The 24,930-nt window shown below is 71.0% G+C and carries 24 protein-coding genes; 11 read left to right on the forward strand and 13 right to left on the reverse strand.

Going from position 1 to position 24,930, the window contains the following annotated elements; translation table 11 throughout:
- Positions 1 to 315 precede the first annotated feature (315 nt).
- From BMW88_RS12235 to BMW88_RS12250, 4 genes are all read left to right on the forward strand, one after another.
- Complete coding sequence (locus tag BMW88_RS12235; RefSeq protein WP_218148042.1) at positions 316 to 1,494, forward strand: nitric oxide synthase oxygenase; 1,179 nt, start codon at positions 316 to 318, stop codon at positions 1,492 to 1,494.
- 96 nt (positions 1,495 to 1,590) lie between these two features.
- Positions 1,591 to 2,688, forward strand: coding sequence for an NAD(P) transhydrogenase subunit alpha (locus BMW88_RS12240; protein WP_089950801.1), 1,098 nt, complete (start codon positions 1,591 to 1,593; stop codon positions 2,686 to 2,688).
- The gene (locus tag BMW88_RS12245; protein ID WP_218148043.1) at positions 2,685 to 2,951 is read left to right on the forward strand and encodes an NAD(P) transhydrogenase subunit alpha part 2; all 267 of its coding nucleotides are present in this window, start codon (positions 2,685 to 2,687) and stop codon (positions 2,949 to 2,951) included. Before BMW88_RS12240 ends, BMW88_RS12245 begins: the two co-directional genes overlap by 4 nt.
- Entirely contained in the window at positions 2,948 to 4,306 is a 1,359-nt protein-coding gene (locus BMW88_RS12250; RefSeq protein ID WP_089950803.1) for an NAD(P)(+) transhydrogenase (Re/Si-specific) subunit beta, read from the forward strand. The genes BMW88_RS12245 and BMW88_RS12250 overlap by 4 nt, the downstream gene beginning before the upstream one ends.
- Here BMW88_RS12250 and BMW88_RS12255 read toward each other — a convergent pair.
- The 3 genes from BMW88_RS12255 to BMW88_RS12265 all read right to left on the reverse strand — a co-directional run bounded on the left by BMW88_RS12255 (position 4,272) and on the right by BMW88_RS12265 (position 8,212).
- Positions 4,272 to 6,245, reverse strand: a complete 1,974-nt coding sequence (locus BMW88_RS12255; protein WP_089950804.1) for a diguanylate cyclase domain-containing protein — start codon at positions 6,243 to 6,245, stop codon at positions 4,272 to 4,274. The genes BMW88_RS12250 and BMW88_RS12255 overlap by 35 nt on opposite strands.
- Positions 6,246 to 6,298: 53 nt before the next feature.
- Entirely contained in the window at positions 6,299 to 7,102 is an 804-nt protein-coding gene (locus tag BMW88_RS12260) for an SAM-dependent methyltransferase (RefSeq protein WP_089950805.1), read from the reverse strand.
- Between the two features lie 75 nt (positions 7,103 to 7,177).
- Positions 7,178 to 8,212 carry an MFS transporter gene (locus BMW88_RS12265; protein WP_089950806.1) on the reverse strand — a complete coding sequence of 345 codons (1,035 nt, stop codon included), beginning with the start codon at positions 8,210 to 8,212 and terminating at the stop codon, positions 7,178 to 7,180.
- Between the two features lie 57 nt (positions 8,213 to 8,269).
- On the opposite strand from BMW88_RS12265, the gene BMW88_RS12270 reads away from it, so the two are divergent.
- The 3 genes from BMW88_RS12270 to crcB are packed head-to-tail and all read left to right on the forward strand — an operon-like array spanning position 8,270 to position 9,355.
- Positions 8,270 to 8,713, forward strand: coding sequence for a MarR family winged helix-turn-helix transcriptional regulator (locus BMW88_RS12270; protein ID WP_089950807.1), 444 nt, complete (start codon positions 8,270 to 8,272; stop codon positions 8,711 to 8,713).
- A 16-nt stretch (positions 8,714 to 8,729) separates the two neighbouring features.
- Positions 8,730 to 9,020 (forward strand): fluoride efflux transporter FluC, encoded by a 291-nt coding sequence (locus BMW88_RS12275; protein ID WP_218148044.1) that lies wholly within the window; start codon positions 8,730 to 8,732, stop codon positions 9,018 to 9,020.
- A complete protein-coding gene (gene crcB, locus BMW88_RS12280) occupies positions 9,017 to 9,355 on the forward strand; it encodes a fluoride efflux transporter CrcB (protein ID WP_089950808.1) in 339 nt (112 codons plus the stop codon). Before BMW88_RS12275 ends, crcB begins: the two co-directional genes overlap by 4 nt.
- Here the strand turns inward: crcB and BMW88_RS12285 are convergent.
- From BMW88_RS12285 to BMW88_RS41800, 3 genes are all read right to left on the reverse strand, one after another.
- A complete protein-coding gene (locus tag BMW88_RS12285; RefSeq protein WP_143116048.1) occupies positions 9,300 to 10,124 on the reverse strand; it encodes a hypothetical protein in 825 nt (274 codons plus the stop codon). The two genes, crcB and BMW88_RS12285, sit on opposite strands and share 56 nt — an antisense overlap.
- Before the next feature lie 28 nt (positions 10,125 to 10,152).
- On the reverse strand, positions 10,153 to 12,420 hold the full coding sequence (locus BMW88_RS12290) for a HelD family protein (RefSeq protein ID WP_342715054.1): 2,268 nt from the start codon (positions 12,418 to 12,420) through the stop codon (positions 10,153 to 10,155).
- A gap of 90 nt (positions 12,421 to 12,510) precedes the next feature.
- The gene (locus BMW88_RS41800; RefSeq protein ID WP_177221068.1) at positions 12,511 to 12,939 is read right to left on the reverse strand and encodes a MarR family winged helix-turn-helix transcriptional regulator; all 429 of its coding nucleotides are present in this window, start codon (positions 12,937 to 12,939) and stop codon (positions 12,511 to 12,513) included.
- A gap of 136 nt (positions 12,940 to 13,075) precedes the next feature.
- Between BMW88_RS41800 and BMW88_RS40900 the strand changes: the two genes are divergently transcribed.
- Genes BMW88_RS40900 through BMW88_RS12305 form a run of 3 tightly spaced genes read left to right on the forward strand, consistent with a single transcriptional unit; the run spans position 13,076 to position 14,619 of the window.
- A complete protein-coding gene (locus tag BMW88_RS40900) occupies positions 13,076 to 13,678 on the forward strand; it encodes a hypothetical protein (protein WP_177221069.1) in 603 nt (200 codons plus the stop codon).
- A 1-nt stretch (position 13,679) separates the two neighbouring features.
- A complete protein-coding gene (locus BMW88_RS12300; protein ID WP_177221070.1) occupies positions 13,680 to 13,898 on the forward strand; it encodes a DUF6343 family protein in 219 nt (72 codons plus the stop codon).
- Positions 13,899 to 13,935: 37 nt separating this feature from the next.
- Positions 13,936 to 14,619: a TetR/AcrR family transcriptional regulator gene (locus BMW88_RS12305; protein ID WP_245777733.1), complete on the forward strand. Its 684-nt coding sequence runs from the start codon at positions 13,936 to 13,938 to the stop codon at positions 14,617 to 14,619.
- On the opposite strand, the gene BMW88_RS12310 is transcribed toward BMW88_RS12305, so the two are convergent.
- The 3 genes from BMW88_RS12310 to BMW88_RS12320 are packed head-to-tail and all read right to left on the reverse strand — an operon-like array spanning position 14,607 to position 17,579.
- Positions 14,607 to 15,947, reverse strand: coding sequence for a dihydrolipoyl dehydrogenase family protein (locus BMW88_RS12310; RefSeq protein WP_089950813.1), 1,341 nt, complete (start codon positions 15,945 to 15,947; stop codon positions 14,607 to 14,609). The two genes, BMW88_RS12305 and BMW88_RS12310, sit on opposite strands and share 13 nt — an antisense overlap.
- Positions 15,948 to 15,968: 21 nt before the next feature.
- Positions 15,969 to 16,328: a VOC family protein gene (locus BMW88_RS12315; protein WP_089950814.1), complete on the reverse strand. Its 360-nt coding sequence runs from the start codon at positions 16,326 to 16,328 to the stop codon at positions 15,969 to 15,971.
- 12 nt (positions 16,329 to 16,340) lie between these two features.
- Positions 16,341 to 17,579 (reverse strand): hypothetical protein, encoded by a 1,239-nt coding sequence (locus BMW88_RS12320; RefSeq protein ID WP_089950815.1) that lies wholly within the window; start codon positions 17,577 to 17,579, stop codon positions 16,341 to 16,343.
- A 531-nt stretch (positions 17,580 to 18,110) separates the two neighbouring features.
- Between BMW88_RS12320 and BMW88_RS12330 the strand changes: the two genes are divergently transcribed.
- Entirely contained in the window at positions 18,111 to 18,614 is a 504-nt protein-coding gene (locus tag BMW88_RS12330; protein WP_089950817.1) for a DUF3145 domain-containing protein, read from the forward strand.
- Between the two features lie 29 nt (positions 18,615 to 18,643).
- Here the strand turns inward: BMW88_RS12330 and BMW88_RS12335 are convergent, their stop codons facing one another.
- The 4 genes from BMW88_RS12335 to lanKC form a co-directional block, all read right to left on the reverse strand.
- Positions 18,644 to 20,362: an ABC transporter ATP-binding protein gene (locus BMW88_RS12335; protein ID WP_089950818.1), complete on the reverse strand. Its 1,719-nt coding sequence runs from the start codon at positions 20,360 to 20,362 to the stop codon at positions 18,644 to 18,646.
- Positions 20,363 to 21,979, reverse strand: coding sequence for an ABC transporter ATP-binding protein (locus BMW88_RS12340; RefSeq protein WP_089950819.1), 1,617 nt, complete (start codon positions 21,977 to 21,979; stop codon positions 20,363 to 20,365).
- A 143-nt stretch (positions 21,980 to 22,122) separates the two neighbouring features.
- A complete protein-coding gene (locus BMW88_RS12345; protein ID WP_089950820.1) occupies positions 22,123 to 22,290 on the reverse strand; it encodes a SapB/AmfS family lanthipeptide in 168 nt (55 codons plus the stop codon).
- A 36-nt stretch (positions 22,291 to 22,326) separates the two neighbouring features.
- On the reverse strand, positions 22,327 to 24,891 hold the full coding sequence (lanKC, locus tag BMW88_RS12350; RefSeq protein WP_089950821.1) for a class III lanthionine synthetase LanKC: 2,565 nt from the start codon (positions 24,889 to 24,891) through the stop codon (positions 22,327 to 22,329).
- Positions 24,892 to 24,930: the final 39 nt, after the last annotated feature.

Genomic DNA, 24,930 nt, shown 5'->3' on the forward strand with positions numbered 1-24,930 from the left:
ATCCCATGAGACCTACGGTACGTACGCTCGCAACGCTTTTTCGGCGGGAAGCGGCCGAAGCATGACGCGCTTCCCGGCGGGGGAGGTGCCTGGCCGAGTTCACTCGAACGGGTCGGATCCGGCGGTGAACTGGATCACTGGTCAATGTTTGGTCGCGGCGGGATAACGGTCCAGAACCACTCTTTGTCCCACCTTTTGTCACTCTGTTGCGGTATCAAGTACTCGCTGAGCGTGTCGGACGCGGTCCAGTGATCCGGACGGCGTAACGCTAGAGGCGGTTCCGGCGCCACGAAAGCGCAACTACGGTGCCTCGCCATGACCCCCGTCCCGACTGATGTGATGCCCCGTTCCCTCACGGCGCTCCCCCCGGCGCAGGTCGAGAAGCTCGGCGAGATCGACATCCCCGAGGCAGAGGACTTCGTCCGGCAACACCACGCCGAGTACCCGGACCTCGGTCCCGTCGAGGCCAGGCTCGCCGAGGTGCACGCGGAGATCGCCGCGACCGGCACCTACCGCCACACGGCCGCCGAGCTGGCCTTCGGCGCCCGCGTGGCCTGGCGCAACAGCTCCCGGTGCATCGGCAGGCTCTACTGGCGGAGCCTGAAGGTGCGCGACCTGCGCGAGGTGTCGAGCCCGGCCCGCGTGGCGGCCGAGTGCGTCGAACACCTGCGCGTGGCCACCAACAAGGGCAAGATCCGGCCCGTCATCACGGTCTTCGCGCCCGCCGAGCCCGGTGTGGACGCCCCGCGGATCCTCAACGAGCAGATCGTCCGCTACGCGGCCTACCGCGGCCCGGACGGCGGTGTGCTCGGCGACGCGCGCAACCTGGCGCTGACCGAGCTCGCGCTGAAGCGGGGCTGGCGGCCGCCGGCCACGCGCGGCCCGTTCGACGTGCTGCCGCTGATGGTGTCCTGCAAGGGCCACGAGCCCGCGCTCGTCGACATCCCGGCCGACGCGGTGCTCGAGGTCCCGCTCTCGCACCCGGAGCTGCCGTGGCTCGCGGCGCTCGGCGTGAGGTGGCACGCCGTTCCCGCGATCAGCAACATGCGGCTGCGCATCGGCGGGATCGACTACCCGGCGGCGCCGTTCAACGGCTGGTACATGGGCACCGAGATCGGCGCCCGCAACCTCGCCGACCACGACCGGTACGACCTCTTGCCCTACCTCGCCAAGCGGATGGGCCTGGACATGTCGTCGGAGGCGACGTTGTGGCGCGACAGGGCTCTGGTCGAGCTCAACCGCGCGGTCCTGCACTCGTTCGGCGAGGCCGGGGTCACGATCACCGACCACCACACCGAGTCGCGGCGCTTCCTGACCCACCTGGAGAAGGAGGAGGCCGCCGGCCGGAAGTGCCCCGCGGACTGGTCGTGGATCGTGCCGCCCGTGTCGGGCGGGCTCACGCCGGTCTACCACCGCTACTACGACACCGATGAGCTGCTGCCGAACTTCTTCCCCACCGGCGGCCCGGCGAAGGGATGTCCCGTCTCGCAGTGATGTCCACCGGCCGGCCCGGCGCTCGACGTCCGGCGGGTGGTTCTCTGGCAACTGTGATGTGGCCCAGATCACCTTTGATCGCGTAACGTGCGTACGGTGAGAGTGGGAGCACCCGCAGAGTCGCGGCCCGCCGAGCGTCGTGTCGCCTGCGTACCGGAGACGGTGTCGTCGCTGGTCGATGCCGGTCTGACCGTGCACGTCCAAGAAGGCGCCGGGCGCCACGCCCACGCCCTCGACGCCGCCTACCGCGCGGCCGGGGCGACCGTGACGCCCGAGGACCCGACGGCGCAGTCCGACGTCGTCGTGTCCGTGCAACCCCTGACCGTGCACCAGGCCGGGCTGCTCGAACCCGGCACCGTCACGATCAGCTTCCTGCAGCCGGCGAACGAGCGCGAGCTGCTCGGCGTCTACCGCGACCGCGGCGTGACGTCGTTCAGCTTCGACCTGCTGCCGAGGGTGACGCGCGCCCAGAGCGCCGACGCCCTGTCCTCGCAGGCGCTGGTGGCGGGCTACCGGGCCGTCCTGGTCGCCGCCGAACGGCTGCCGCGCTTCCTGCCCATGTTCACCACCGCCGCCGGCACCGTGCCCCCGGCGAAGGTGCTGGTCCTGGGAGCCGGGGTGGCCGGGCTGCAGGCGATCGCGACCGCCCGCCGGCTCGGCGCCGTCGTCGAGGCCTACGACGTGCGCAAGGCCGCGGGGGAGGAGGTCCGCAGCCTCGGCGCGAAGTTCCTCGAACTGGACCTGGAGGCGCAGTCCGGCGTCTACGCGTCCGCGCAGTCCGAGGAGTTCCTGGAACGCCAGCGAGAGCTCATCGGCCGGCACGTGGCGGCGTCCGACGTCGTCATCACCACGGCCGCGATTCCCGGCCGCAGGGCCCCGGTGCTCGTGACCACCGACATGCTCAAGGCGATGGCGCCCGGGAGCGTGGTGGTCGACCTGGCCGCGGAGTCCGGCGGCAACTACGCCGGGTCCGTCGCCGGGCAGGAGGTCTGGGTCGGCGACGTGCTGGTGCACGGCGCGTTGAACCTGCCGTCGAGCATGCCGGTGCACGCGAGCCGCCTGTACTCGCGCAACGTCCTGAACCTGCTCAAGCTGATGGTCGTGGACGGGTCGGTGCGGCCGGACCTCGGCGACGAGGTGCTCGACGGCTGCTGCCTCACCCACGACGGCCGGATCCGCAAGGAGTTGCCGTGATCGACCTGCTGACGATCTTCGTGCTGGCCGTGTTCGTGGGCTTCGAGGTGGTCTCGAAGGTGTCCACGATCCTGCACACCCCGCTGATGTCCGGCGCGAACGCCATCCACGGCGTGATCCTGGTCGGCGCGATCCTGATCACCGGGTCCGCCGGGAGCACCCTGGAGCTGGTGCTGGGGTTGCTCGCGGTCTTCCTGGCCACGGTCAACGTGGTCGGCGGGTTCGTGGTGACCGACCGGATGCTGGAGATGTTCCGCAAATGACCGTCCAGCTGATGTACCTCGTCGCCGCGCTGTGCTTCATCCTGGCGCTGAAAGGGCTGAGCTCGCCCAAGTACGCGCGCTACGGCAACTTCATCGGCGCGTTCGGCATGCTGGTCGCCGTCGTCACCGCGTACGTGCACGGCGTCGTCCACAACGGACTGTGGATCCTGCTCGCCGTCGCACTCGGGGTGGCGGTGGGGATCCCTGCCGCCCGGTCGGTGAAGATGACGGCCATCCCGCAGATGGTGGCGCTGTTCAACGGCGTCGGTGGCGCCGCGGCGGCGCTGGTCGCGCTGGCCGAGTTCTTCGCGGTGCCGGGCACGACGGTCCTGTTCCGGCTCGCGACGGTGCTGACGGTGCTGATCGGGTCGGTCAGCTTCTCCGGTTCGGTGGTCACGTTCCTGAAGCTGCAGGAGCTCATGACGACCCGGCCGGTGCTGCTGCCGGCGGGACAGCAGCTCGCGATCGCCGCCGGGGTGTCGTCGCTCGCCCTGTGCGCCTTGACGATGGCGGTGCCGAACGGGTTCCTGCTGTGGTTGCTCGCCGTCGTGGGACTCGCGCTCGGCGTGCTGTTCGTGCTGCCGGTCGGTGGTGCGGACGTGCCGATCGCGATCTCGTTGCTCAACGCGTTCACCGGTCTCGCGGTCGCGGCGTCCGGGTACGTGCTGGCGAACACGCTGCTGATCGTCGCGGGCACGCTCGTCGGCGCGTCCGGCACCATCCTGACCCGGTTGATGGCGCAGGCGATGGGGCGCTCGCTGGCCAACATCCTGTTCGGCGCCTTCAAAGCCACACCCGTTGCCGCGCAAGGGGAAGAGCAGCGTTCGGTCAAGTCGGGCACGGTCGAGGACGTCGCGATCCTGCTGGGGTACGCGAACAACGTGGTCGTCGTGCCGGGGTACGGACTGGCGGTCGCGCAGGCCCAGCACGCCGTGCGCGAGCTCGTGGCGCAGCTCGAGCAGCGCGGGGTGTCCGTCGCCTACGGCATCCACCCCGTCGCGGGCCGGATGCCGGGGCACATGAACGTGCTGCTCGCGGAGGCGGACGTGCCGTACGAGCAGCTCAAGGAACTCGACGACGTCAACCCCGGGATCACGTCGGTCGACGTCGCCGTCGTGGTCGGCGCGAACGACGTGGTGAACCCCGGTGCGCGGGACGAGCCGTCCAGTCCCATCTACGGCATGCCGATCTTCGACGTGGACCGCGCGAAGTCCGTGGTGTTCATGAAGCGGTCGATGCGGCCGGGTTTCGCGGGCGTGGACAACGAGCTGCTCTACAACCCGAAGACGACGCTGCTGTTCGGGGACGCGAAGGACTCCCTCACGAAGCTGCTGGCGGCGGTGAAGCAGCTCTAGCCAGCAGGTCGGTCACCTCGGCCGCGGTCAGGGCGGGCAGCAGCCCGATCACGCCGTCCGCGCCCGCGGCACGCCAGTGGTCCGCGTCGGTGGCGGTGTGCACCTCGTCGACGCCGAACCGCACGCCGAGGCTGTGCACCGTCGCGATGAGGTCGTGCATCGCCTGGCGCAGCGGGGAGTCCGGGTTCGGCGCGGGCGCTCGGGTGATCACCGCGCGGACCGGCACCTCGGTGAGCGCGGCCAGTTCGTCGTGGCCGCCGCGGAACCCGTCGAGCGCCGTCACGACGCCGCTGTCGTGCAGCACCACCGCGTTGTCGTCGCCGGCCAGCACCGACGAGATGTCCAGCGCGATCCGCAGCTTCTCGCGCGGCAGGCCCGTCTCGTCGAGCGCCCGCTTGACGTCGGCGACCAGGTCCTCGTCGCGGGACTGCAGGGCGCCGAGCCCGACGTGCAGCGTGGGCGCCCGGTCGCCGAACTCCGCCACCCACGCCGCGGCCTGGGCGCACGCCTCGCGCAGCAGCCACCTGCCGATCGGCAGGGACAGGCCCGTCGAGTCGGCGAGCTCCATGCAGTCGTTGTGGCTCAGGTCGTCCCAGTGCAGGCGGGCGACGGCGCCCAGCACCTCGTTGGTCTCCAGGCCGTGCACCGGCGCGTAGAGGATCTTGATCTCGCCGTGCTCCCACGCGCCCGGCATCGACGCGGCCAGCGCGTACTTGCCGCGGCGGCGGGCGTCGTCGTGCGGGTCGTGCAACGCCCATTGGCGCTTGCCGCGCGCTTTGGCCTGGCGCAGCGCCGCGTTGGCGCACCGCATCAGCTCCGCCGCGGTCGCGAACGCCGGTGGCCGGTCCACCACGCCGATGCTCGCCGACAGCGCGATGCCGTGGTCGTCGACGAAGGTCGGCTCGGTGAGCGCCTCCTGGATCTCTTCGACGGTCGTGGTGACGTTGTCCGAGGTCGTCAGGAGCGCGAACTCGTCGCCGCCGATCCGCGCCAGCACCGCGTGCTTCTCGTCCGCGACCGCGCGCAGCCGGTTGGCGACGATCTTGAGCAGCTTGTCGCCGGTCTCGTGGCCGAGGCCGTTGTTGACGACCGAGAACGCGTCCAGGCCCAGGTGGTACAGGGTGATCGGCCTGCCGTCGAGCTGTCGTTCGAGCTGCGTGACGAAGTGCTGGCGGTTCGACAGGCCGGTGAGCGAGTCGTGCAGCAGCTGGTGGTCGAGGTTGCGCTGCAACAGGTGCAGCTCGCTGATGTCCTCGACCATCGTCACGAAGTGCGTCGGCGCGCCGTCGGCGTCGCGCAGCAACGACACGGCGAGGTGCACCCACACCGGCTCGCCGTCCGCGCGGATCAGCTTGCGCTGGTCGCGGAACCTGTCGACGCGCCCTTCGCGCACCCGCCGGTAGGAGACGCCCAGCGCCGCCGCGTCCTCGGGGTGGAAGAAGTCGATCAGCGGTCGTGCACCGAGGTCCTCGCCCGACTCCAGACCCACGATCTCGGCGAGCGTGTCGTTCGCCTCCACGCACCGGTCGTCGAAGTCGGTGATCGCGATGCCCAGCGCGGAGGACTCGAACACCTCCTGGAACCGGGCCTGGCTGACCTTCAGCGTGCGCTCCACCCGCTGCTTGGCCCGCACGATGGCGACCTTGATCTGCTCCTGCTGGTCGAACGCGTCCATCCGCATCGCCTGCGCGTACGCGGAGCTCAACCTGGCGAGCAGAGGCAGCTCGAACGTGGGCGAGAGGACCTCGATCGTGACGCGCAACGAGTCCGGGCCGGTTGCGTGCAGTGACACCAATCGATTGGCAACCGATTCAGGTGACTCCGGTAGCTCCACCAGCGAATCGAGCAGAGCCTGCCTGATCTCGGCGCGGGACAGCGGGATGTACGCGGTCGAGGTCAGCGCGTTCATCCAGCGGGCGGCGAGCTCCGGAAGTTCCATCCTGTGACAGAGAGTACGGATTCCACCGACGCCCAGCCAATGCCGACGGGCCGCTAGACCTTGCGGCCCACCGCGGCGTAGATGCCCGCCTTGTCCGGATCGTCGGTGTTCGTGTCCTCCGGCCGCCACAGCGGCAGCGGGACGATGCCGGGCTCGATGAGTTCGAACCCGCCGAAGAGGCCCTCGATCTCGCCCTTCGTGCGCGGGAACATCGGGTTCTGGCTCTTCTTCATCACCTCGACGACCCCCGCCATCTCCGCGGGCTGGAGGTCCTGGGTGAACTGCGAGAACGCCAGGTAGCTGGCCGCGGGCACGGCGTCGCGGTACGCCGCGACGACCGCCTCCGGGTCCGCCTCCGGTGGCACGAAGTGGAAGACGCCGACCGTGAGCACGCCGACGGGCTGGGAGAAGTCGATCAGGCCGCTGTCCCGCGCGGCCTTGAGCACCGCGTCGGGCGCGGTCATGTCCTCCTGGACGACCGCCGCGCGCGGGTCCTCCTCCAGGATGAGCTGGCTGTGCGCGACCGCGACCTCCTCGAAGTCCACGTACACGACGCGGGCCTCCGGGTCGGCTTTGCGGGCGATCTCGTGCACGTTGCCGACCGTCGGGATGCCGGAGCCGAGGTCGAGGAACTGGCGGATGCCCCGGTCCATCATGAACAGCACGGCCCGGCGCAGGAACGCCCTGTTCAGCCGCGCGATCGTGCGGGCGTTGGGCTGGGCCCGCAGGAACTTCTCCGCGAGCTCCCTGTCCGCGGCGAAGTTGTGGCCGCCGCCGAGCAGGTAGTCGTAGAGGCGTGCCGCGCTCGGCTTCCCCGTGTCGACGCCTTCCGGTACCCAGCTCATCCGTTCGGACATGGGGCGAAGGCTACCGACGCGCCGCGCGGGTGCGCCAAGGGGCAGCGCCCTTCCTGGCTGACGCGAACGCCTCCCTCACCGGAGAACGCCGATCAACGCCGTGGCGACGGCGACGCCCAGCGCCGTCCCGAGGCCGCGCGCGACGTTGACCAGCCCGCTGCCGAGGCCCGCCGACGACTCGGGCAACGCGCTCATGACGCGTTTCGTGCAGGCCGGCGCGATGATCCCGAGCCCGGCGCCGGCCACGACGAGCTGAAGTGCCTGCGGCACTGGCAGAACCGGCGCGATGGCGACCAGCAGCGCACCGGTGGTGACGCCCCGCTTGTGCAGGGTGGTCGCCGCGATGGCGAACCCGATCGGCAGCGCTGCGGTCGTGAGTCCTATCTCCGCCAACGGTTTTTCCACGACGAACGGCAGCAACGCCATCGGCGCGAACAACGCGGCGTAGGCGAGCAGCACGCCCACCAGCCCCGGCAGGACCTTCCAGGTGGCTCTTCCCTTGTCCCCGGCGGTTCTCGTGCGGGGGAGCAGGTAGTGGCCCGCGACCACGGCCACGACCCCGACGGGCACGTTGATCGCGAACACGGCCTGCCAGCCGAAGTGCTCGGTGAGGTACCCGCCGGCCAGCGGCCCGGCCGCCAGTCCGGCCGCCTGCGCCGCGGCCTGGACGCCGAGCGCCTTCCGCCGCTGCTCGGGCGCCACCGCCGCGGTGACCAGCGCGACGCTGTTGGCCTGCAACATCGCCGCCCCCGCCGCCTGGGCGACGCGGGCGGCGATCAGCGCGCCGAAGGTCGGCGCGCACGCGCACGCCGCGGACGCGACGGTGAACAGCGCGAAGCCGTGGACGTAGACCACCTTGCGGCCCACCCGGTCCGCGATCCTGCCCAGTGGGACGAGCAGCGCCACGAGGGTGATCAGGTAGCTGAGCGAGATCCACTCCGGATCGGCGCCGAAGTGGGCGCTCATCGCCGGGAACGCGAGCGTGACGATCGAGGCGTCGAGCTGCCCCATGAACGCCCCGAAGCAGACCGTCGCGATGACCAGCCAAGGCGCGTACGGCCGACGGGCGATCCACGCCGGTCTGGGTGACTCCGTGACCAACCAGTTCATCGTGGTCCGATTATATCTGAACCAGAGCTATTGTCCGGAGTTCAGTAAGATTTCCGCATGTCAGACGAAGCTCGCACGCTCACCGACGTCGTCACTCGTCTGCGCCGGGCGCTGCGGACGAGCATCCGTGCGGACTGGCCGTGGGAGTCGCTGCCGATGGCGCAGGTAGAACTGCTGCAGACCCTCGCGGAGCGTCCGCCGATGAAGGTCGGCGACCTCGCCGCGGCGTTGCGGCTCGCCCCCAACACCGTCTCCGGCCTGGTGTCCCAGCTGATCGACTCCGGCCTCGTCGTGCGCGGCGGAGACCCCAGGGACAGACGGGTAGCGCGGCTGTCCGTCTCACCTCGTGGACACGAGCAACTGCTCGTCTGGCAGCGCGAGCACGAGAAGCGGATCGGCTCCGCGCTCTCGAAGCTGGAGCCCTCGGAGCGCGAGGACGTCGTGCGCGCCCTGAAGGCCCTGGACCACCTGGTGGAGCACCTTGCCGAACCCACGGCCTGAGCGCCCGCTGGCCTTCGTGTCGCTGGTGTCCCTCGGCGGCGGCCTCGGCGGTGTGGCGCGCTACGGCCTGACGTCGCTGGTGCCGGGCGCGTGGGGACTGTTCCTGATCAACGTGCTGGGTTCGTTCTTGATCGGGGTGTTGATGGGGCTGGTGCCCCGGCCGTTGGTGCGCGCGTTCTTCGGTGTGGGACTCCTGGGCGGCTTCACGACCTTCTCGTCGTACGCGGCGTCGTGGTCCTGGGCTTTGGTGGCGACGCCGGTGTGCGCCGTGGCGGCGGCGTTCCTCGGGCTGCGGGTGGCGCGGTGACCCTGCTCGCGGTGTTCTTCGGAGCCGCCCTCGGGGCTCCTTGCCGGTACCTGCTCGACCGGTTCGTGCAGTCGCGGCACTCGTCGGACTTCCCCTGGGGCACCCTGGTGGTCAACGTCGTGGGGTGCTTCCTCATCGGCTTCGTCGCCGGCACGTCCTGGATGCCGTTGCTCGGCATCGGCTTTTGTGGCGGGCTCACGACCTACTCGACGTTCGGCTACGAGACGGTGAAGTTGCTGGAGGCGGAGCGGTACCGCGCCGCGCTGGTGAACGTGGTGGTCAGCGTGGCGCTCGGGGTGGGGGCGGCAGCGGTTGGCCTTGGCTTGGCACGCTGATCTCCCGGTTCCTCCACGCGTTGACGTACATCCGCACGGGTTCGGGAAAACAGGGGTCACTCCGCACCTTGTTCCTCGGCAGGCCTTCGAGTTCGAAGTACGGCAGGCTGAGCACCAGCCTCAACGCAGTGATGCCGCTGCTCAGGTCCGGCATGGCCGGCAGCAGGTCCGAGCCGGGGAAGGTGGGTTCGCTGAACCACGGCGTGTCCTGCTCGGTCATCGCGACAGCGAGCCGGTCGTCGGCGACGCGGGAGATGTCCTTCACCAGCCGAAGGCGCTTCTCCGCCACGCTGGACAGGAACCAGTTGTGGTAGTTGCAGCGGTGGTAGAGGGCCGACACCCCGTGGCGGCGAACGACTTCCTCCAGCAGTGGGGAGTCATCACTGGACAGCGTGGTGGCCCAGGTGGAGGCCATCCGCAGCTCGTGGAGAGCTTCGCGGTGCTCGCTCGAGAGGTCGTCGTGGAGCTGGAGGACGATCTGCGCCACCACATCCCATTGCCCGCCTCTTTCCTTGAGCTTGAGCGCCTTCCTCAGCTCTGCGGCGGTGTGGTGGGTGCGGACGAGGCACCGGCTGATCGAGGCCTGCGGCTGACGCGGACCGCGACTCCAACCCGACGTCGGCGGGCGGCCGCGGAGCAAGGCGGTGCGCCCGGCGCCGTACCGGCGCGGTGGCACCACCTCGGACGGCGGAAGAGGAACGGGCTGGGAGGCCCTGGGGGCGAGCTGGTCGCCGACGAGCGGTGCGATGTGGTCACCTGCCGCCTGCACGCACGCCACCCAGGGCTCCGAGCGTTCGCTAGGAAACGTCCTTCAGCCGGGATAGCACATCGGGCAGCGTTCCGGTGTGCACGACGCCAAGTCGTTGCGTGGCACGGGTCAGCGCGACGTACAGGTCCGAGGCGCCGCGCGGCGACTCCGCCAGGATCCCGTCCGGGTCGACCACGACGACCGAGTCGAACTCCAGACCCTTCGCGTCGGTCACGCCGAGCACCACGACCTGCGCCTCCTCCAGGTCGTTGCCCTCGGACGACCCCGGCACCGCGGCGACGACCGCGGAACCCACCGACGGCAGCAGGGCTTCCGGCACGATCACCGCGATCTTGCCGTCGCCGACCGCGGTCACCTCGCGGGCGATCAGTGCGGGCACCTCGGCGTCGAACGACGAGACCGTCGCGACCCAGGGCGGCACACCGGTTTCCCGCACCGACGTCGGCGGCACCAGGGCCGGGTCCACCGACGCGAGCACGTCCGCGGCCACCTCCATGATCTCGGCCGGCGTGCGGTAGTTGACCGTCAGCTCGGTGAGGCGCCAGCGGTTCTGCACGTACGGGGACAGCACGGCGCCCCATGAAGTGGCGCCGCCGATGTCACCGGTCTGCGCGATGTCGCCGACGACCGTCATGGACTTGCTGGGGCAGCGGCGCATCAGCGTGCGCCACGCCATCGCCGACAGCTCTTGGGCCTCGTCCACGATGATGTGGCCGAACGTCCAGGTGCGGTCCGCCGCGGCGCGTTCCGCCGCGGTCTCGTAGCGGTCGACGCCGTGGCGCTCGGCCAGGCGGTAGGCGTCCATCAGGTCCGTGGCCATCAGGATCTCGGGGTCCGCGTCGTCCTCCAGGTCGAGGATGTCGAGGACGCCCTGCGCGTACTCGATGGCCTGGCGGCGCTGGCGTTCCGCGCGGGCCTTGGCCTCGGTGTCGTCCTCGCCGAGCAGCTCCGCGGCCTCGTCGAGCAGCGGCACGTCCGCCGGGGTCCAGTCGTCGGTGGACCGCTGCAGCAGGTCGCGTTCCTCGCGGCTGAACTTCGACATCGCGCGGTTGCGGCGCTTCGGGTTCGCGTAGAGTTCCGAGAGCAGCGAGAACGGCGTCAGCACCGGCCACAGCGACGAGATCGCGGCCTGCACCTCCTCGGACTCGCGCAGCTCGCGGCGGATGTCGTCCACGTCCGTCTTGTCCAGCAGGTGGCCGCCGAGGCGCGAGACCACCATGCCCGCCAGGGTCGAGATGATCTCGCGGGCGAACGTGCGGCGGGCCTCGTTGTGCGGGCGGCGGGTGCGGCGCGCCCTGCCCCGCGCGTCGGAGATCGCCCGCCGGTCCAGGCGCAGCACGTCGTTGTCGAAGCGGATCTCGACGAACGGCGGCGCTTCCTGGCGGTCGCGCACGGCCGCGGCGATCACGTCCGCCATCTCGATGCGGCCCTTGATCGCGGCGACCTCGGCGGACTCCCGGCCGGTCGCCGTCAGGTTCGGGTACAGCTCGCCGACGGTGGACAGCAGGACGCCGGTCTCGCCCAGCGACGGCAGGACCTGGCTGATGTACCGCAGGAAGGTGGTGTTCGGGCCGACCACCAGGACACCGCGTTTCGCCAACTGCCGGCGGTGTGTGTACAGCAGGTACGCGGCGCGGTGCAGGGCCACCGCGGTCTTGCCGGTGCCCGGTCCGCCCTGCACGACGACGACGCCGTTGAGCTCGGACCGGATGATGACGTCCTGCTCGGCCTGGATCGTCGCGACGATGTCGCTCATCTGGCCGGTGCGCGACTCGTTCAGCGCGGCCAGCAGGGTCGCCTCGCCGGTCAGGCCCTCGCTGCGCGAGGCGTCGGCCGAGTTGATGTCGAGCACCTCGTCGTCGAGGCCGATCACCTTGCGCGAGCGGGTGCGCAGGTGCCTGCGCCGCCGCACGCCGTCGGGGGAGGCGGCGGTGGCGAGGTAGAACGGCCTGGCGGCGGGCGCGCGCCAGTCCATCAGCAGCGGCTCGTATTCCTTGTCCTCGTCGAAGAGACCGATTCGGCCGATGTAGAAGCGGTCACCGTTGTGGAAATCGAGCCGGCCGAACGCGAGGCCGTTCTCGACCGCGCTGTACTGAGCCAATTGATCGGTGTACATCGCGACGGAGGTGTCGCGCTCGGACCGCATCTGGTGCGTGCCGCCGGTCTGTCGCAACGATTGTGCGAGTCGTTTCGACGTCTGTTCGCGGAGGTCGTCGAGCCGGCCGTACAACATGGCCACGTATTCCTGCTCCGGCTCCATTTCGGCGAGCCGGAGGTCATCGGAGGGGCTTGACAACGTGCCTCATTTCTCGATACGCTGCGACGTCGGGTTTTAATCCGTGTCGCACATTCCTGCTCGCACCACCGTCGGACGAGCGCAGACTGTCTAATCTACACGCAGATCCGCGTGGTGCAGGTACGCCTTCCGCAGCAGTGTGGTGAGTTCAACCCGTTCCTGCGGGGTCAGCGGCGCGAGCAGCTCGTCCTCGTGCGCGCGAGCCGCCTCCAGCCGCTCGCGCAGCGCCTCCCGCCCGGCGTCGGTGATCGACACGGTGAAGCGCCGCCGGTCCCGCTCGTCCCTCCTGCGCCGGGCGAACCCACGGCCCTCCAGGTCGTCCAGCACCGACACGAGGTCGCTGGGATCCATCCGCACCCGGTCGCTGATCCGCTTTTGCGCCACGGCTTCGCGCTCCGCGAGGTGCGCGAGCACCGTCAGGTGCGGGCCGCGCAGGTCGGCCCGCGCGATCCGGCGCATCTCCCGCACGAGCTGGAGCATCAGGTAGCTCGGGAGGCGAAGAAGCTGATCGATGCTCATGTAGATCAGCATAGGAAAAATCTGTCCCCCGATAGTGGGTAGCGCTGCGTGACGAACGCACCCGGGCGGGGGCCGTGCGGGTGAGCGTCGGGGTGACGTTTCCCCGCGAACCACCTGGGAGCGGCAAGGTGGGGGTATGACGCGTGCGGAGATCGTCCGGCTCGCCCGCTGCGTGGTGCGCCGGCCCAGGTGGCAGCTCGTCGTCGCGGTCCTGCTGTCCGCCTGGACCCTCGCCTGGGTCCTCGGGCAGCTCGCCCGCACCCCGCTGTCCCCGCTGGACGTGCTCGCCTGGACCGGCATCCCGCTCGACGCCGCCTCAGCCTGGGCCAGGGACCGCGTCGACGTCCTCGTCTGGCTCGCCACGCTCGGCGGCCTGAGCTGGGCCGCCACCACCGAGCAGGGCCAGCTCCCGGCGCTCGCGGGCTGGTTCGCGGTGCTGGTCGCGGGGGAAGCGGCCGGCTACGAGCACGCCGTCCAGCGGGCGATGCTCAGCATGGTGGTGTTCCTGGGCATCCTCGCGGCCGTGTCGGTCACGGGCCGGCACGCGTTCGTCGTCGACCGCGTCGCCGTCATGCCGAAGGACGTCGTACGCGCGGGGATCACCGCCGCCGTCCTGACGGCCGTGGTCCCGCTCATCGCCCCCGGCCTCGCCCTCACCCGGCTCGTCCGGCCGTACGTGACGAAGCCGCCGCGGCCGCTGAGGCGGGTTGAGACCCCGCTGCTGAGGGAAACCGGCTGAGGTGAGCGACTACCTGCCGCCCCCTGCTCCTCCGCGCAGCGCGCTGACGCTGCGGTTGTGGCTCGCCGGGTTCGGGCTCGTCTTCAACGCGGTCGCCGGTTGGCTGGCACTGCGGGCCGGCATCGTCTGGCTCGGCGTCGTGCTCCTGCTGCTCGCCGTCGTCTGCGTCGTGGACTTCGGCTGGGTCGTCCACCGCAAACGGCGGGGCGACCCGGGCTGACGCCGTCGGAAACCCGTGCTTGGGACTTCCCGCCCGGATGGATGAAGATGTCTTCGTGCATGAAGATCCGGCCAGGGACAGATTAGCCAGGGTGATGCGTCGGCAGCCTGTGCAGCAGCGCGGCGCGGCTACTGTCTCCGCGATCCTGGACGCCTGCGCGAGCCTGCTGAACGAATACGACTACGACGACATCACCACGGCGCGCATCGTCGATGTGGCCGGTGTGCCTATCGGCTCTTTCTACCAGTACTTCCCGGACAAACGATCCGTTGTCCACGCTTTGGCGCTGCGCGGCATGGAGACCTATCTGCGCGAGGTCGGGGAGCTCTTCGCCACCGGCCTGATCGCGGACACGTGGCGCGAGGCCATGGCGCAGGCCGTGAGCGTCTACATGCGGATGCTGCACGAATTGCCGGGCTTCGGGCGGGTGCGGTTCAGCGACATGCTGGACAGCCACCGCCTCGACTCGAGCGTCGACCAGTACGAGCTCATGGCCGAATGCCTGGCGGAGATGTTCGGCAACCGGTTCGGCACGCACGGCGACGCCCCGGTGGTGCTGACGTTCCGGATCGCCGTGCAGACCGCGGACGCGCTGTTCAAGCTCGCCGAACGGGTCGGCGAGGACGACCGCGCGTACGTGGTCGGCACGGCGAACGAGCTGCTCACCGGCGTGCTCGGCACGGTGCTGGAGGCGCCGCGGGACCCGGCTCAGAGGCCGTAGGCCTCCAGCAGCCGCAGCCAGACCTCGCTGATCGTCGGGTACGAGGGGACCGCGTGCCACAGCCGGTCCACGGTGACCTCGCCGACGATCGCGACGGTCGCCGAGTGCAGCAGCTCGGCGACGTCCTGGCCGACGAACGTGACACCGACCAGGGTCCGCGTGCGCTCGTCCACGACCATCCGCGTCTTGCCCCGGTAGCCGTCGGCGTGCAGCGACGAGCCGGCGACCGCGATGTCGAGGTCGACCACCCTGATCTCGCGGCCGGCCGCGCGGGCCTCGGCCGCGGTGTGCCCGACGAACGCCACCTCGGGGTCGGTGAACACGACCTGCGGCACCGCGACGTGGTCGGCACTGGCCTGCCCGGCCGACCACGGCTTCGGCTCGAACCCGCGGGAGCGCTCCAGGATCGCCGTGCCGACCGCCCGTGCCTGGTACTTGCCCTGGTGCGTGAGCAACGCGCGGCCGGTGACATCACCCGCCGCGTACAGCCACCGCCCGTCCACATCGGACACCAGGCCGGTGTCGTCGATGGTCAGCGGCTTGCCGTCCTTCGTCGCCGGCACCCGCCCGGTCGCGACGAGGATCTCCGAGCCCCGCACCACCCGGCCGTCCTGCAACGTCAGCGCGCCCGGCGCGATGGCCGACGCACGGGCGTTGAGCAGCACCTCGACGCCGTCCTCGCGCAGGCCCTCGGCGACCAGGGGCCCGACGAACTCCTCCAGCCGCGGCAACGGCCGGTCGCCCGACACCACCAGCGTCACCTTCGACCCGAGCCGCGCCCAGGCCTGCGCCATCTCGACGCCGACCACGCCGCCGCCGAGCACGACCAGCGAGTCCGGCACCTCGCGCGCCGACGTGGCCTCCCGCGAGGTCCACACCGGAGTACCGTCGATGCCGTCCAGCGGCGGCATCTTCGGCACGCTGCCGGTGCAGACCACGACGGCCTGGCGCGCCCGGTGGACCTCGCCGCCCACGGTGACCTCGCGTTCGCCGGTGACCTCACCGTCGCCGCGGATGACGTGGATGTTCTCCGACTCCGCCCACTCCACCTGGCCGCTGTCGTCCCAGTCGGAGGTGAAGCCGGTGCGGCGGGCGAGCACCTCGCGCGGGTTCAGCGACCCGGCGTCCACACCTCGCACGCGCCGGGCGGCGGCGAGCGCGTGGCCGGGCCGCAACAACGCCTTCGAGGGCATGCAGGCCCAGTACGAGCACTCGCCGCCGACCAGCTCCTTCTCGATCATGGCGGTGGACAGGCCACCGGCGGCCGTCCGCCACGCCACGTTCTCACCTACGGGGCCACCACCGATGACGATGACGTCGAAGTCCATGGCCGCCAGCGTAGGCTCCGGTCAGGAAAGCCACACGAGGCAGAAGGTGTGCCCGACCGGGTCCGCGTACACCCGGAACGTGTCGTCGGTGTCCTTCTGCACCAGCCGCGCGCCGAGCGCCAGCGCCTTGGGCTCGGCCTCCTCGATGTCCTCGACCAGCACGTCGAGGTGGACCTGCTGCGAGCCGTGCGGGTCGGGGAACGTGGGTGGCTGGTACTCGGGCGAGAGCTGGAACGCGAGGCGCGTGCCGTTCGCGACGACCACGACCCAGTTGTCGTCTGCACCGGCGAGGCGTTCGGCGCCGAGGAGTTTTTCGTAGAACGAAGCCAGTTCGGGAGGATTCGGGCAATCGAGCACGACAGAACGCAGTTGTCCGACCATGCCCTCCACCTTCTACCGGGTGGCGGGCAGCCGCAACGCCTGCTTGGCGATCGGGTCCAGGGCCTGGTCGCCCGCGCCGCCCGACCACACCACGAACGCGAGCTGGACGTGGCTGCCCTTGGCGCCGCTCGCGAACGCGGCGTTCTCCAGCGGCTTGCCGTCCGGCCCGTGCACACCACCGGAACCCGGCAGGGAGACGACCGAGAGCAGCGCCGTCGCGCTCGGCGAGTCCAGCAGGTCGAGGTCCGCCACGAGCACGGTCGCCTGCTTGTCCCGCACCGTCGTCTCGTAGGTGGCGCGCAGCAGCGCGCCGCACTCGTTGGCGATCAGCCACGCCTTGACGTCGCCGAACGCCTGCGCCTGGCAGTCGGTGTCCTTCCTCGTCTCCTTCGGCACGAACGCCGTGCCGTCGACGACCACCGTCGTCGCCTGCGGCACCGCCGGCTGCGACGTCGACCCGGTCGCGCTGTCGTCACCGCCGGACAGCAGCACCATCAGCCACACGAGCAGGACCAGGGCGATGGTCCCGGCCACCGCGAGGAAGGCCCAGGGCCGCTTGCCCGGCGCCCGCGCGCCGGCGGTCACCGGCCGGGCGTCGACCTTCGGGATCAGCATCGTGGAGGCGGACGCGAGGTCGGGCGAGACCGCGTCGCTGAACCCCTCGGTGAGGATCGAGCGCGCGTCCGGCGGGGTGCCGGTGGGCTGCAGGATCGCGAGGAGCTTCGCCGCGTGGTCGGCCGTGCACGGCACCGCCGACGTCGCGAGCTCGCGGGCGGCGGTGAGCAGGGTGGACGGCTTGGGGTGCAGGACCCGCACACCGCGGTTGAGGTCGACCGTCGGCTGCACGACCTGGCTCACGAACGGGCCGACCGCCACGACCGTGCTGACCGGGAGCGGCTCCGCGCGCATCGCCTGGATCCGCTGCGCCACCGCGGTCGCCGCCGCCACCGCCTCGGTCGCGGGGTTCGCGGTGCCGTCCTTCGCGACCAGCGGCCAGCCGTCCATCTTCCACTGCTCGCCGAGCGGGGCCTCGAGCTTCACCGCCGGGTCCGGCAGGTCGACGCCGACGATCACCAGCACGCCCTTGGGCAGCACGACGATCGCGTCCAGGGGCATGGGGCAGCCGGGTGGCTGGACGCCCATCAGCGCAACGCCACCGAGCACACCGGTACCCGCGCCGCACGCCGTCAGGGCGGCACGGACGTCCGCCCCAATGGCCGAGGGTTCAGCGCCCAGACGGATCAACCGCACGAGACCCCACCTTTCCGCACGGGGGGACACGGTAGCGGTCCGGGGTCGGCTGACCTCAGCCAGTCGAGACATTGCGTGATGCCCGTCACCGGTGAGTGGATCACTCGTTGGATTGATTGCTTGCCTATGTTCACGGAGCGTCCTGGGACGAGCGCTCAGTGCTCGCCGTGCTGGTCGTGGCCGTCGTGTCCCCTGTCGCGACGGCCGCGACACTCACGCGAAGGGCGAGGCGGGGACGCGTCGGCACGAAAGACGGCGTCGTGGTGCGGACGAACGCAACGGCGCTGCGGGAGGGCTCCTCGACGTGATCGCCGCGATAAACCCGCTCCAGATCACGATCACGCATCACTCGGTGGGGAAGATCGGGACTTAAGACCTGTATCCACCCCGGTCGGGTGATGATCGAGCTGGTTCTTATGGCGGACATGGCTCAAGTCGGGGCAGAATGCAGTGAACGGGAATTCACGGTGATCACCTCACTCGGCAAAGGCGTAGGGGAAGACGTCCCTCGTCGAGTAGCGGAGGTCAGCAGTGAGCACCCGTGGCAGCACCAGTGGCGTGGTCTACGTCCACTCGTCGCCGTCTGCGGTCTGTCCGCACGTCGAGTGGGCGATCTCGGGCACCCTCGGTGTCCGAGTAGACCTCAGGTGGGCAGCGCAACCCGCGGCACCAGGCCAGTTGCGCGCTGAATGCGCGTGGACCGGAGACGCCGGAACCGGCGCGAAACTCGTGGCTGCGCTGCGCGCGTGGCCAATGCTCCGCTTCGAGGTGACCGAGGAGCCGTCACCTGGTCAGGACGGTGAGCGCTTCTGCTTCGCCCCTGTCCTCGGTCTGTGGCATGCCCGCACCTCGGCCAACGGCGACATCGTGGTGAACGAGGACCAGCTGCGCGCGCTCGCGGTCAGAGCCCGTGGCGGTGAGTCGTTCGCGCACGGGGTGGACGAACTGCTCGGCGCCGCGTGGGACGACGCGCTGGAACCGTTCCGCCGCGCGGGCGACGGCGCTCCCGTCACCTGGCTGCACCGCGTGGGCTGACCGGACCGGCCGTCCGGAGTGGACCCCGCTCACCGCTTGGGCAGCGGGGTGTCCTCCCGGTGCGTGGGGTCCCAGGCCAGCATGAGCTGCCCGTAGAGCGCGGAGGTCTTGAGCAGGTGCTCGTGGGCGCCGAGCAGCGGCTTGCCGCCGTCCATGACCAGCACGCGGCCGGCGCGCAGCGCCGAGCTCAGCCGGTGCGCGATCACCACGAGAATTCCTCCCCGCTGCGCGAAAGCCCGCTCGACGCGGGCCTCCGCCGCGGGGTCCAGGTGTGAGGTCGCCTCGTCGAGGATGACGACGCTCGCGGACGTGGCGTAGACCCGTGCGAGCGCCAAGAGCTGTGCCTCACCGGCGGAAAGTCCTTCACCGGCGTGACCGAGGGTGGCGTCCAGGCCACCGAGCCGGTCCAGAAGTGGTGCGGCGCCGACCTTCTCCACCGCCTCGGCCAGGTCGCGGTCGGTCGCCCACGGCGCGAGCAGCGCGAGGTTCTCCCGCACGGTGCCCGTGAACAGGTACGTCTCCTGCGGGATAAGGGCGATCGCGTGGTGCCTCACCGCGGGCGTCACCCGGTCGACGCGGGCGCCGCCGAACAGGACGCTGCCGCGGTCCGGCGCCATCAGGCCGGTGAGCAGACCGGCCATTGTGGACTTGCCGATGCCGGACGGCCCGACCACGGCCAGGTGGTCGCCGGGGCGCAGGGTGAGCGACAGGCCGCGCAGGACCGGTTCGGCGTCCGGGCTCCAGCCGAACGCGACGTCCTGCAGCAGGAACCCGCCGTGGGCCGGCACCTGGTCGCCGGGTCTCCCCGCGTCCCGCGGCGCGACCTCCTGGAGCCGTTTGAGCGCGACCATCAACCGCATCACGACGGTGCTGGTGGTGCGGGCGAGACCGTGCAGCGCGGGGTTCACGCTGCCGGTCAGGTAGACGACCGCGGCCAGCACCGCACCGGTCGTGAGCCGGCCGGACGCGACGAGCGGCGGGGCGAACGCCACCAGCAGCGCGATCGGGGCGAAGCCGCCCACCGCGATCACCGTGGCCCGCAACGAGTTCGCCCACGCGACGGTGATCGTGGCCCTGGCCTGCTGATCGACCTGCCTGGCGATGTCCGCGCCGGCCTCGTCCGACGCGGTGCAGGCGGCGACGTCCCGCAGGCCGGTGAGCACCGAGCCGGACGCCTCCGCGGTGCGTTCGTCGGCCATCACGGCGTCGCGCTGGCGCCGGGCGAGTGACGGGAGCATGAGCCCGAAGAGCAGCAAGGCCACCAGGATCGGGAGCACGACCAGCCAGATCAGGGCGGCGGCCGTCGTCGCGAGACCGATGAGCGCGGCGATCGTGGTGACCAGCAGGGCGCGGGCCTGGACGAGGACGCCGGCCGTGGCGTCGCGCACCACCTCGACGTGCCGGGTGATCATGGCGACCGCGCTGGCGTCCGGGGTCCTGCGGTGCGTCGGGTCGCTCAGCACGCCTTTGACGACCTGCGTGACCAGGGCGTCGCGCATGGGTTCGACGACGTCGCCGAGCCGGGCGAAGACCTGGCGCTGGCCGAGCGCTCCGAGCACCGCGAGCGCGGCGAAGGCCAGCAGCCACAGGACGCCCGCCAGCGGGTTCCCCGCGGCGAAGCCCTCGTCGACGGCGGTGCCGACGAGCTTGCCGCCGAAGAACGCCGGCACGCCCTCGAGCGTGGACCAGCCGAGCAGGACGAGGACGCCCCTGCGGTGTCCTGCCAGCGTGGAGAGGTAGAAACGCATTTACTCGCCCCCGGTGAACACAGCGCGGTAGTCCTCGTCGTCCCACAGCTCGGCGTGGGTGCCGGTGCCCCGGACCCGGCCGTCTTCCAGCCACACCACGACGTCGGCCCGTGCCGCCGTCGCCGGGCGGTGCGTCACCACGACCCGCGTCCTGCCGGGCAGGGCGGTGGTGAGGGCTTCGTCCACTTTGGCCTCGGTCACCGTGTCCAGGCTCGCGGTGGCGTCGTCGAGCACGAGGACCTCGGGGTCGCGCACGATCGCGCGCGCCAGCCCGACGCGTTGCGCCTCACCGCCGGACAGCGGCACCTCCGAGAGCGGGGTCCCGTAGCCCTGTGGCAGGCGGATGAGCACGTCGTGCACCTGCGCCGCGACCGCCGCGTCGCGCACCCGGACCTCGTCCGCGTCCGTTCCGTAGGCGATCGAACGACCGATCGTCGTGCCCAGCAGAGCGGGGCGTTCGAAGGCGTACCCGACCTCGCCGTCCCTCGCGACCTCGCCGTCGTCCACAGCGGACAGTCCGCCGAGCACCGCGGCCAGCGTCGACTTGCCCGCGCCGGAACGGCCGACGAGCGCGGCGAACGAGCCTTCGGGAATCGTGAGGCTCACGTCGTGCAACGCGCCCTCGACGCTGACCCCGCGCAGCTCGATGCCTCCGCCGGAGGGCTTGGGCGCCGGGCGGTCCGGTACCTCGCTCGCGAGCACCTCGGCGATCCTGCCGGCGGACGCGCGGGTGCGTTCCAGCGCGGTGAGCTGCGGGATCTGCCCCACGATGCCCATGCCGAGCGCGGTGTAGCCGAGCGCGGCGAGCACGTCGCCGGGGGTCAGCCTGCCCTGGAGGATGCCGAAACCGGCGGCGATGAGCACGGCCAGCTCCACGGCCGGCAGCAGCAGACCCGCGCGCCACATCATCTTCGCCTGGGTGCGCCACATGCCCCCGCCCGCGGAGGAGAGGCGGGGGAGGGGCTGCAGCACCCGCCCGGACTCGCGGTCGGCGATCCCCGCGGCGGCGATCGTGTGCCGACCGGCCACCGCGTCGAGCAGGCGGGCCGAGATCTCGCCGGAGACCTCCTGGTAGGCCAGCACGTCGTCCGCGGTGAGCTGCATGTGCGTGCGGACGAGCAGCATCGCCAGCGGCACGCTGACCGCGAAGACCGCGGCGAGCCGCCAGTCGAGCAGCGCGAGCGCCACCACGGCACCCACCGACGACACCACGGTGACGACGAGGGTGATCAGCGTGACCACGACACCACCGGCGTTGCCGCAGTCGCCGGTCAGCCGGCTCACGGCGTCACCCGCGGCGAACCGCGGCGGGTGGCCGAGGGCGAGCAGGTGGCGGGACAACATCTTGCGCAGCCGGGCGGTGGTGCGGGCGGTGATGCTCGCGGCGAGCACGATGCCGATCGCGTCACCGACGATCTCGGTCGCCGCGAGCAGCAGCAGCCACAGCACGGTGACCAGCACGAACGTTCCGCTCAACGCCATGTCCACGGCGTCGGCGAGCGCGGCGGGGAGCAGCAGGCCGCCCGTCGTGGCCACCGCGGCGTTGAGCAGCAGCAGCCACGGGCGCACCTGTCGTCGCGTGACGGAGAACAGCAGTGCGTCACCGGGTTTGGCCATCGGCTGTTCCTCCGGGGGTCGGCAGGGCGCATCATGAGCGAGGGCCCGACAGCTGGCCGGCTGCCGGGCCCTGCAGGTGGCGGGTGAGCGGCATACTTCGCCTATGCCGCTCACCCACCGCGGTGGTTCAGTTGAGGCGCAGGTCAGCAGGCCAGCAGGCTGACGGTGCTGTGCGAGCAGGGGAGCAGCAGCGACGCGTTGGACGCGGTCGTGGAACCGCCGCCGCCACCGCCGCCGCCGTGGCCCGACGCCATCGCGTTGCTCGGCGCCTCGGGGGTCTCGAGGTCCTGCATGTCGAGGATGAAGCCCATGACAATCTCCTAGTTTCGAGGGATCGATCTCCACTGCTACCGGTCGGTGAGGACCGGCGTTCGTGAGCCCAGGAAGGGCAGTGGTGCGCGGTCGTCCACTGTGGACGCGATGGCGAGCAGGACGCCCGCACCGCCGGTGTTGAGGTCCATGGAGAGCCGGCGCAGCTGCACGCCGGGGAACGCGATGCCGTCCCCGAAGCGCACGGCGTGCCAGCCGAGTGCCCGCAGGTGCCGCCCGACCGCCCGATCGAGCCCGGCGTCCGGCCGGTGCCGCGCCGCGTGGGCGAGGGTGGCCAGCAGACCGGCCCTGCCCAGCGTGAACGCCGGCTGGATGACGAACTCGCCGGTGCAGCCGCTGAGCAGCCCCGGGAGCTGCTCGGCGCACGGGCGGTCCGGCGCCACCGCGGCGAACTCGGTGAGCACCAGCGCGATGCCGGCGCCGCCGATGCCGACGTACGGCAGGGTCCGGAACGTGCCGTCGCGCACCTGCAGCGAACCGTCCAGCGCGACCATCGTCTCGGCCAGGTCGCGTTCGAGCGACTGCTCGGCGAGGTCGAGCCAGCGCCGCTCGGTGGTGTGCTCGAACATCCGCAGGAAGAACAACGCGGGCCCGGACCAGCCGTGCAGCAGACCGGCCTTGGCCTTGTCGCCCGGCCCCGGCGCGTCGGCGAGCTGCCGCGCGAGCCGTTCGGCGAGCTGTTCGGCCTGGACCGCGAAGGCCTCGTCCCGGCGGGTGTTCGCGAAGTGCAGCAGGTTGAGCCCGATGCCGGCCAGGCCCGCGCTGAGCCCGTGGTCGCGCGTGGCGGGGACCAGCGGGGCGTAGCTCTCGACGAGCTCGGTCGCGGCGTCGTGGTGGCCGAAGTTCTCCAGCACGTGCGCGATGCCGTGCGCGCCGACGAAGAAGCCCGGTTGCTTGGGCGGATCGGTCCGCACGGCCTTGAGCAGCCAGTCCTCGTGCTCGGCGTAGCGGCCCTCGCCGCTGACGTCGAGTGCGTGCAGCACGCCCGCCGCGCCGTAGCCGAAGCACGTGCCACCGACCTCGAACTGCTCGATGTCGCCGGGGAACAGCCGGTCGCCGCGGTGGGGGGTCGCGCTGTGCAGGATCGCGGTGGCGATCTCCTTGCGCACGACCGTCCAGTCCGGGTTCTCCTCGTCGAACTCCGTGAAGGCGGGGTCCGCCGGCGGGTCGACGCGCGGCGTGAGCACGTCGACGATCGACCGGCAGTACTCGTCGCCGAGCCCGAAGCGCTCCTTGACCACCCGCACGTGCTGGGGCAGCTTCGCGGGGGCGAGCTCCAGCACCGTGTTGAGCGGCAGGAAGATCCACAGCTTGAGCGCCGCGAGCGGGTGCTCGTCGATCTCGAAGCCCTCGCGGTCCGCCGGGGCCTGGAACCCCGGGGCGCCGAGCGTCGGCCGGTGCACGTCCTCGATGGTGGACGACAGCTCGAAGTCGATCAGCGAGACCTCGTCGTCCTCGTCGACCAGGATGTTGAGCGTGTGCAGGTCACCGAACACGACGCCGCGTTCGTGCACCCGTGCCATCAGCTCCTCGACCCTGCCGATGAGGGCGAGCGCGCGCTCCTTGTAGTCGGCGAGCTTCTCGTCGGTCGCTTCCTTGTGCGTCAACGGGTAGTTCATCCCGAGCCACTGGCCGAGCGATCGTCCCGGCATGAACTCCATCGCGACGAAGAGGTGCTCCCACTCGGTGAAGCGGTCGTACACCTCCGGCACGCCCTTGACGCCGCGCAGCCTCGTGAGGATCTCGTGCTCGCGCTCCAGCCGTGCCACGGCGTCGCGGCCCTCGCGGTCGAGCCCGGCGTGCGGCCGCGCCTCCTTGAGCACGATCTCCCTGCCGTCGCTCTTGCGCGTCGCCAGGTACACGCCGCCGCCGTTGGAGAAGTGCAGTGACCGGCGGATCTCGTAGGGGAACCGCGCCAGGTCGCCGGCGTTGCGCTCGGCCAGGTGCGGTGCGAGGAACTCCGGCAGCTCGACCCACTCCGGCACGCTGAAGACCGGTTTGCGGGTGTCGGGGACCAGCGTGCCGTCCGGACCCTCGATCGCGAGCACCCGCTGCCCGTCGACCTCGAGCCACTGCTCGGAGAACCCGCCGTAGCGCACGTAGAGCGGTCCCTTGCCGAACCGCAGGTCGCTGAGGACGTAGGCGCCGTGCTCGCCGTCGAGGAGCTCGCCGAGCTCGGTGGTGATCGTCCGCAGCTGCTCCGCGTCCACCGGGTAGATCGTGATGAGCTTGCCGCTGCCCTCACGGGGCGCGTACTTGGAGTTGCGGGCGAGGACGATCGAGATCGTCCGCAGGTACTTGAACGGGATGCGCCGTTCCGTGCAGTAGTCGAACGTCGTCCGGAGGACTTTCGCGGCGTTGTCCAGGCCCGCCGAGACGTGCACCTTCCACCCCTGCTTGGGCAGTTGCACTCCCTGGGGGTGCAGGTGCCGCCAGACGTTGCGCTCGATCTGCACCCACCCGTCGGGCAGGGCCGGCAGCTCACGCGAGTAGTCGTCGCCGGGGAGGTCGTTTTCGGTGCTGCTCTGCAGATCGTAGAACCGCCGATCCGCGAAGCAGAACGCCTCGTATCTGAGGTCCACCGAATTCCCCTCCTCAACCGTTTTTGTTTCTTCGACGCC

This window comes from Lentzea xinjiangensis, from assembly GCF_900110955.1.
Taxonomy (GTDB): Bacteria; Actinomycetota; Actinomycetes; order Mycobacteriales; family Pseudonocardiaceae; genus Lentzea; species Lentzea xinjiangensis.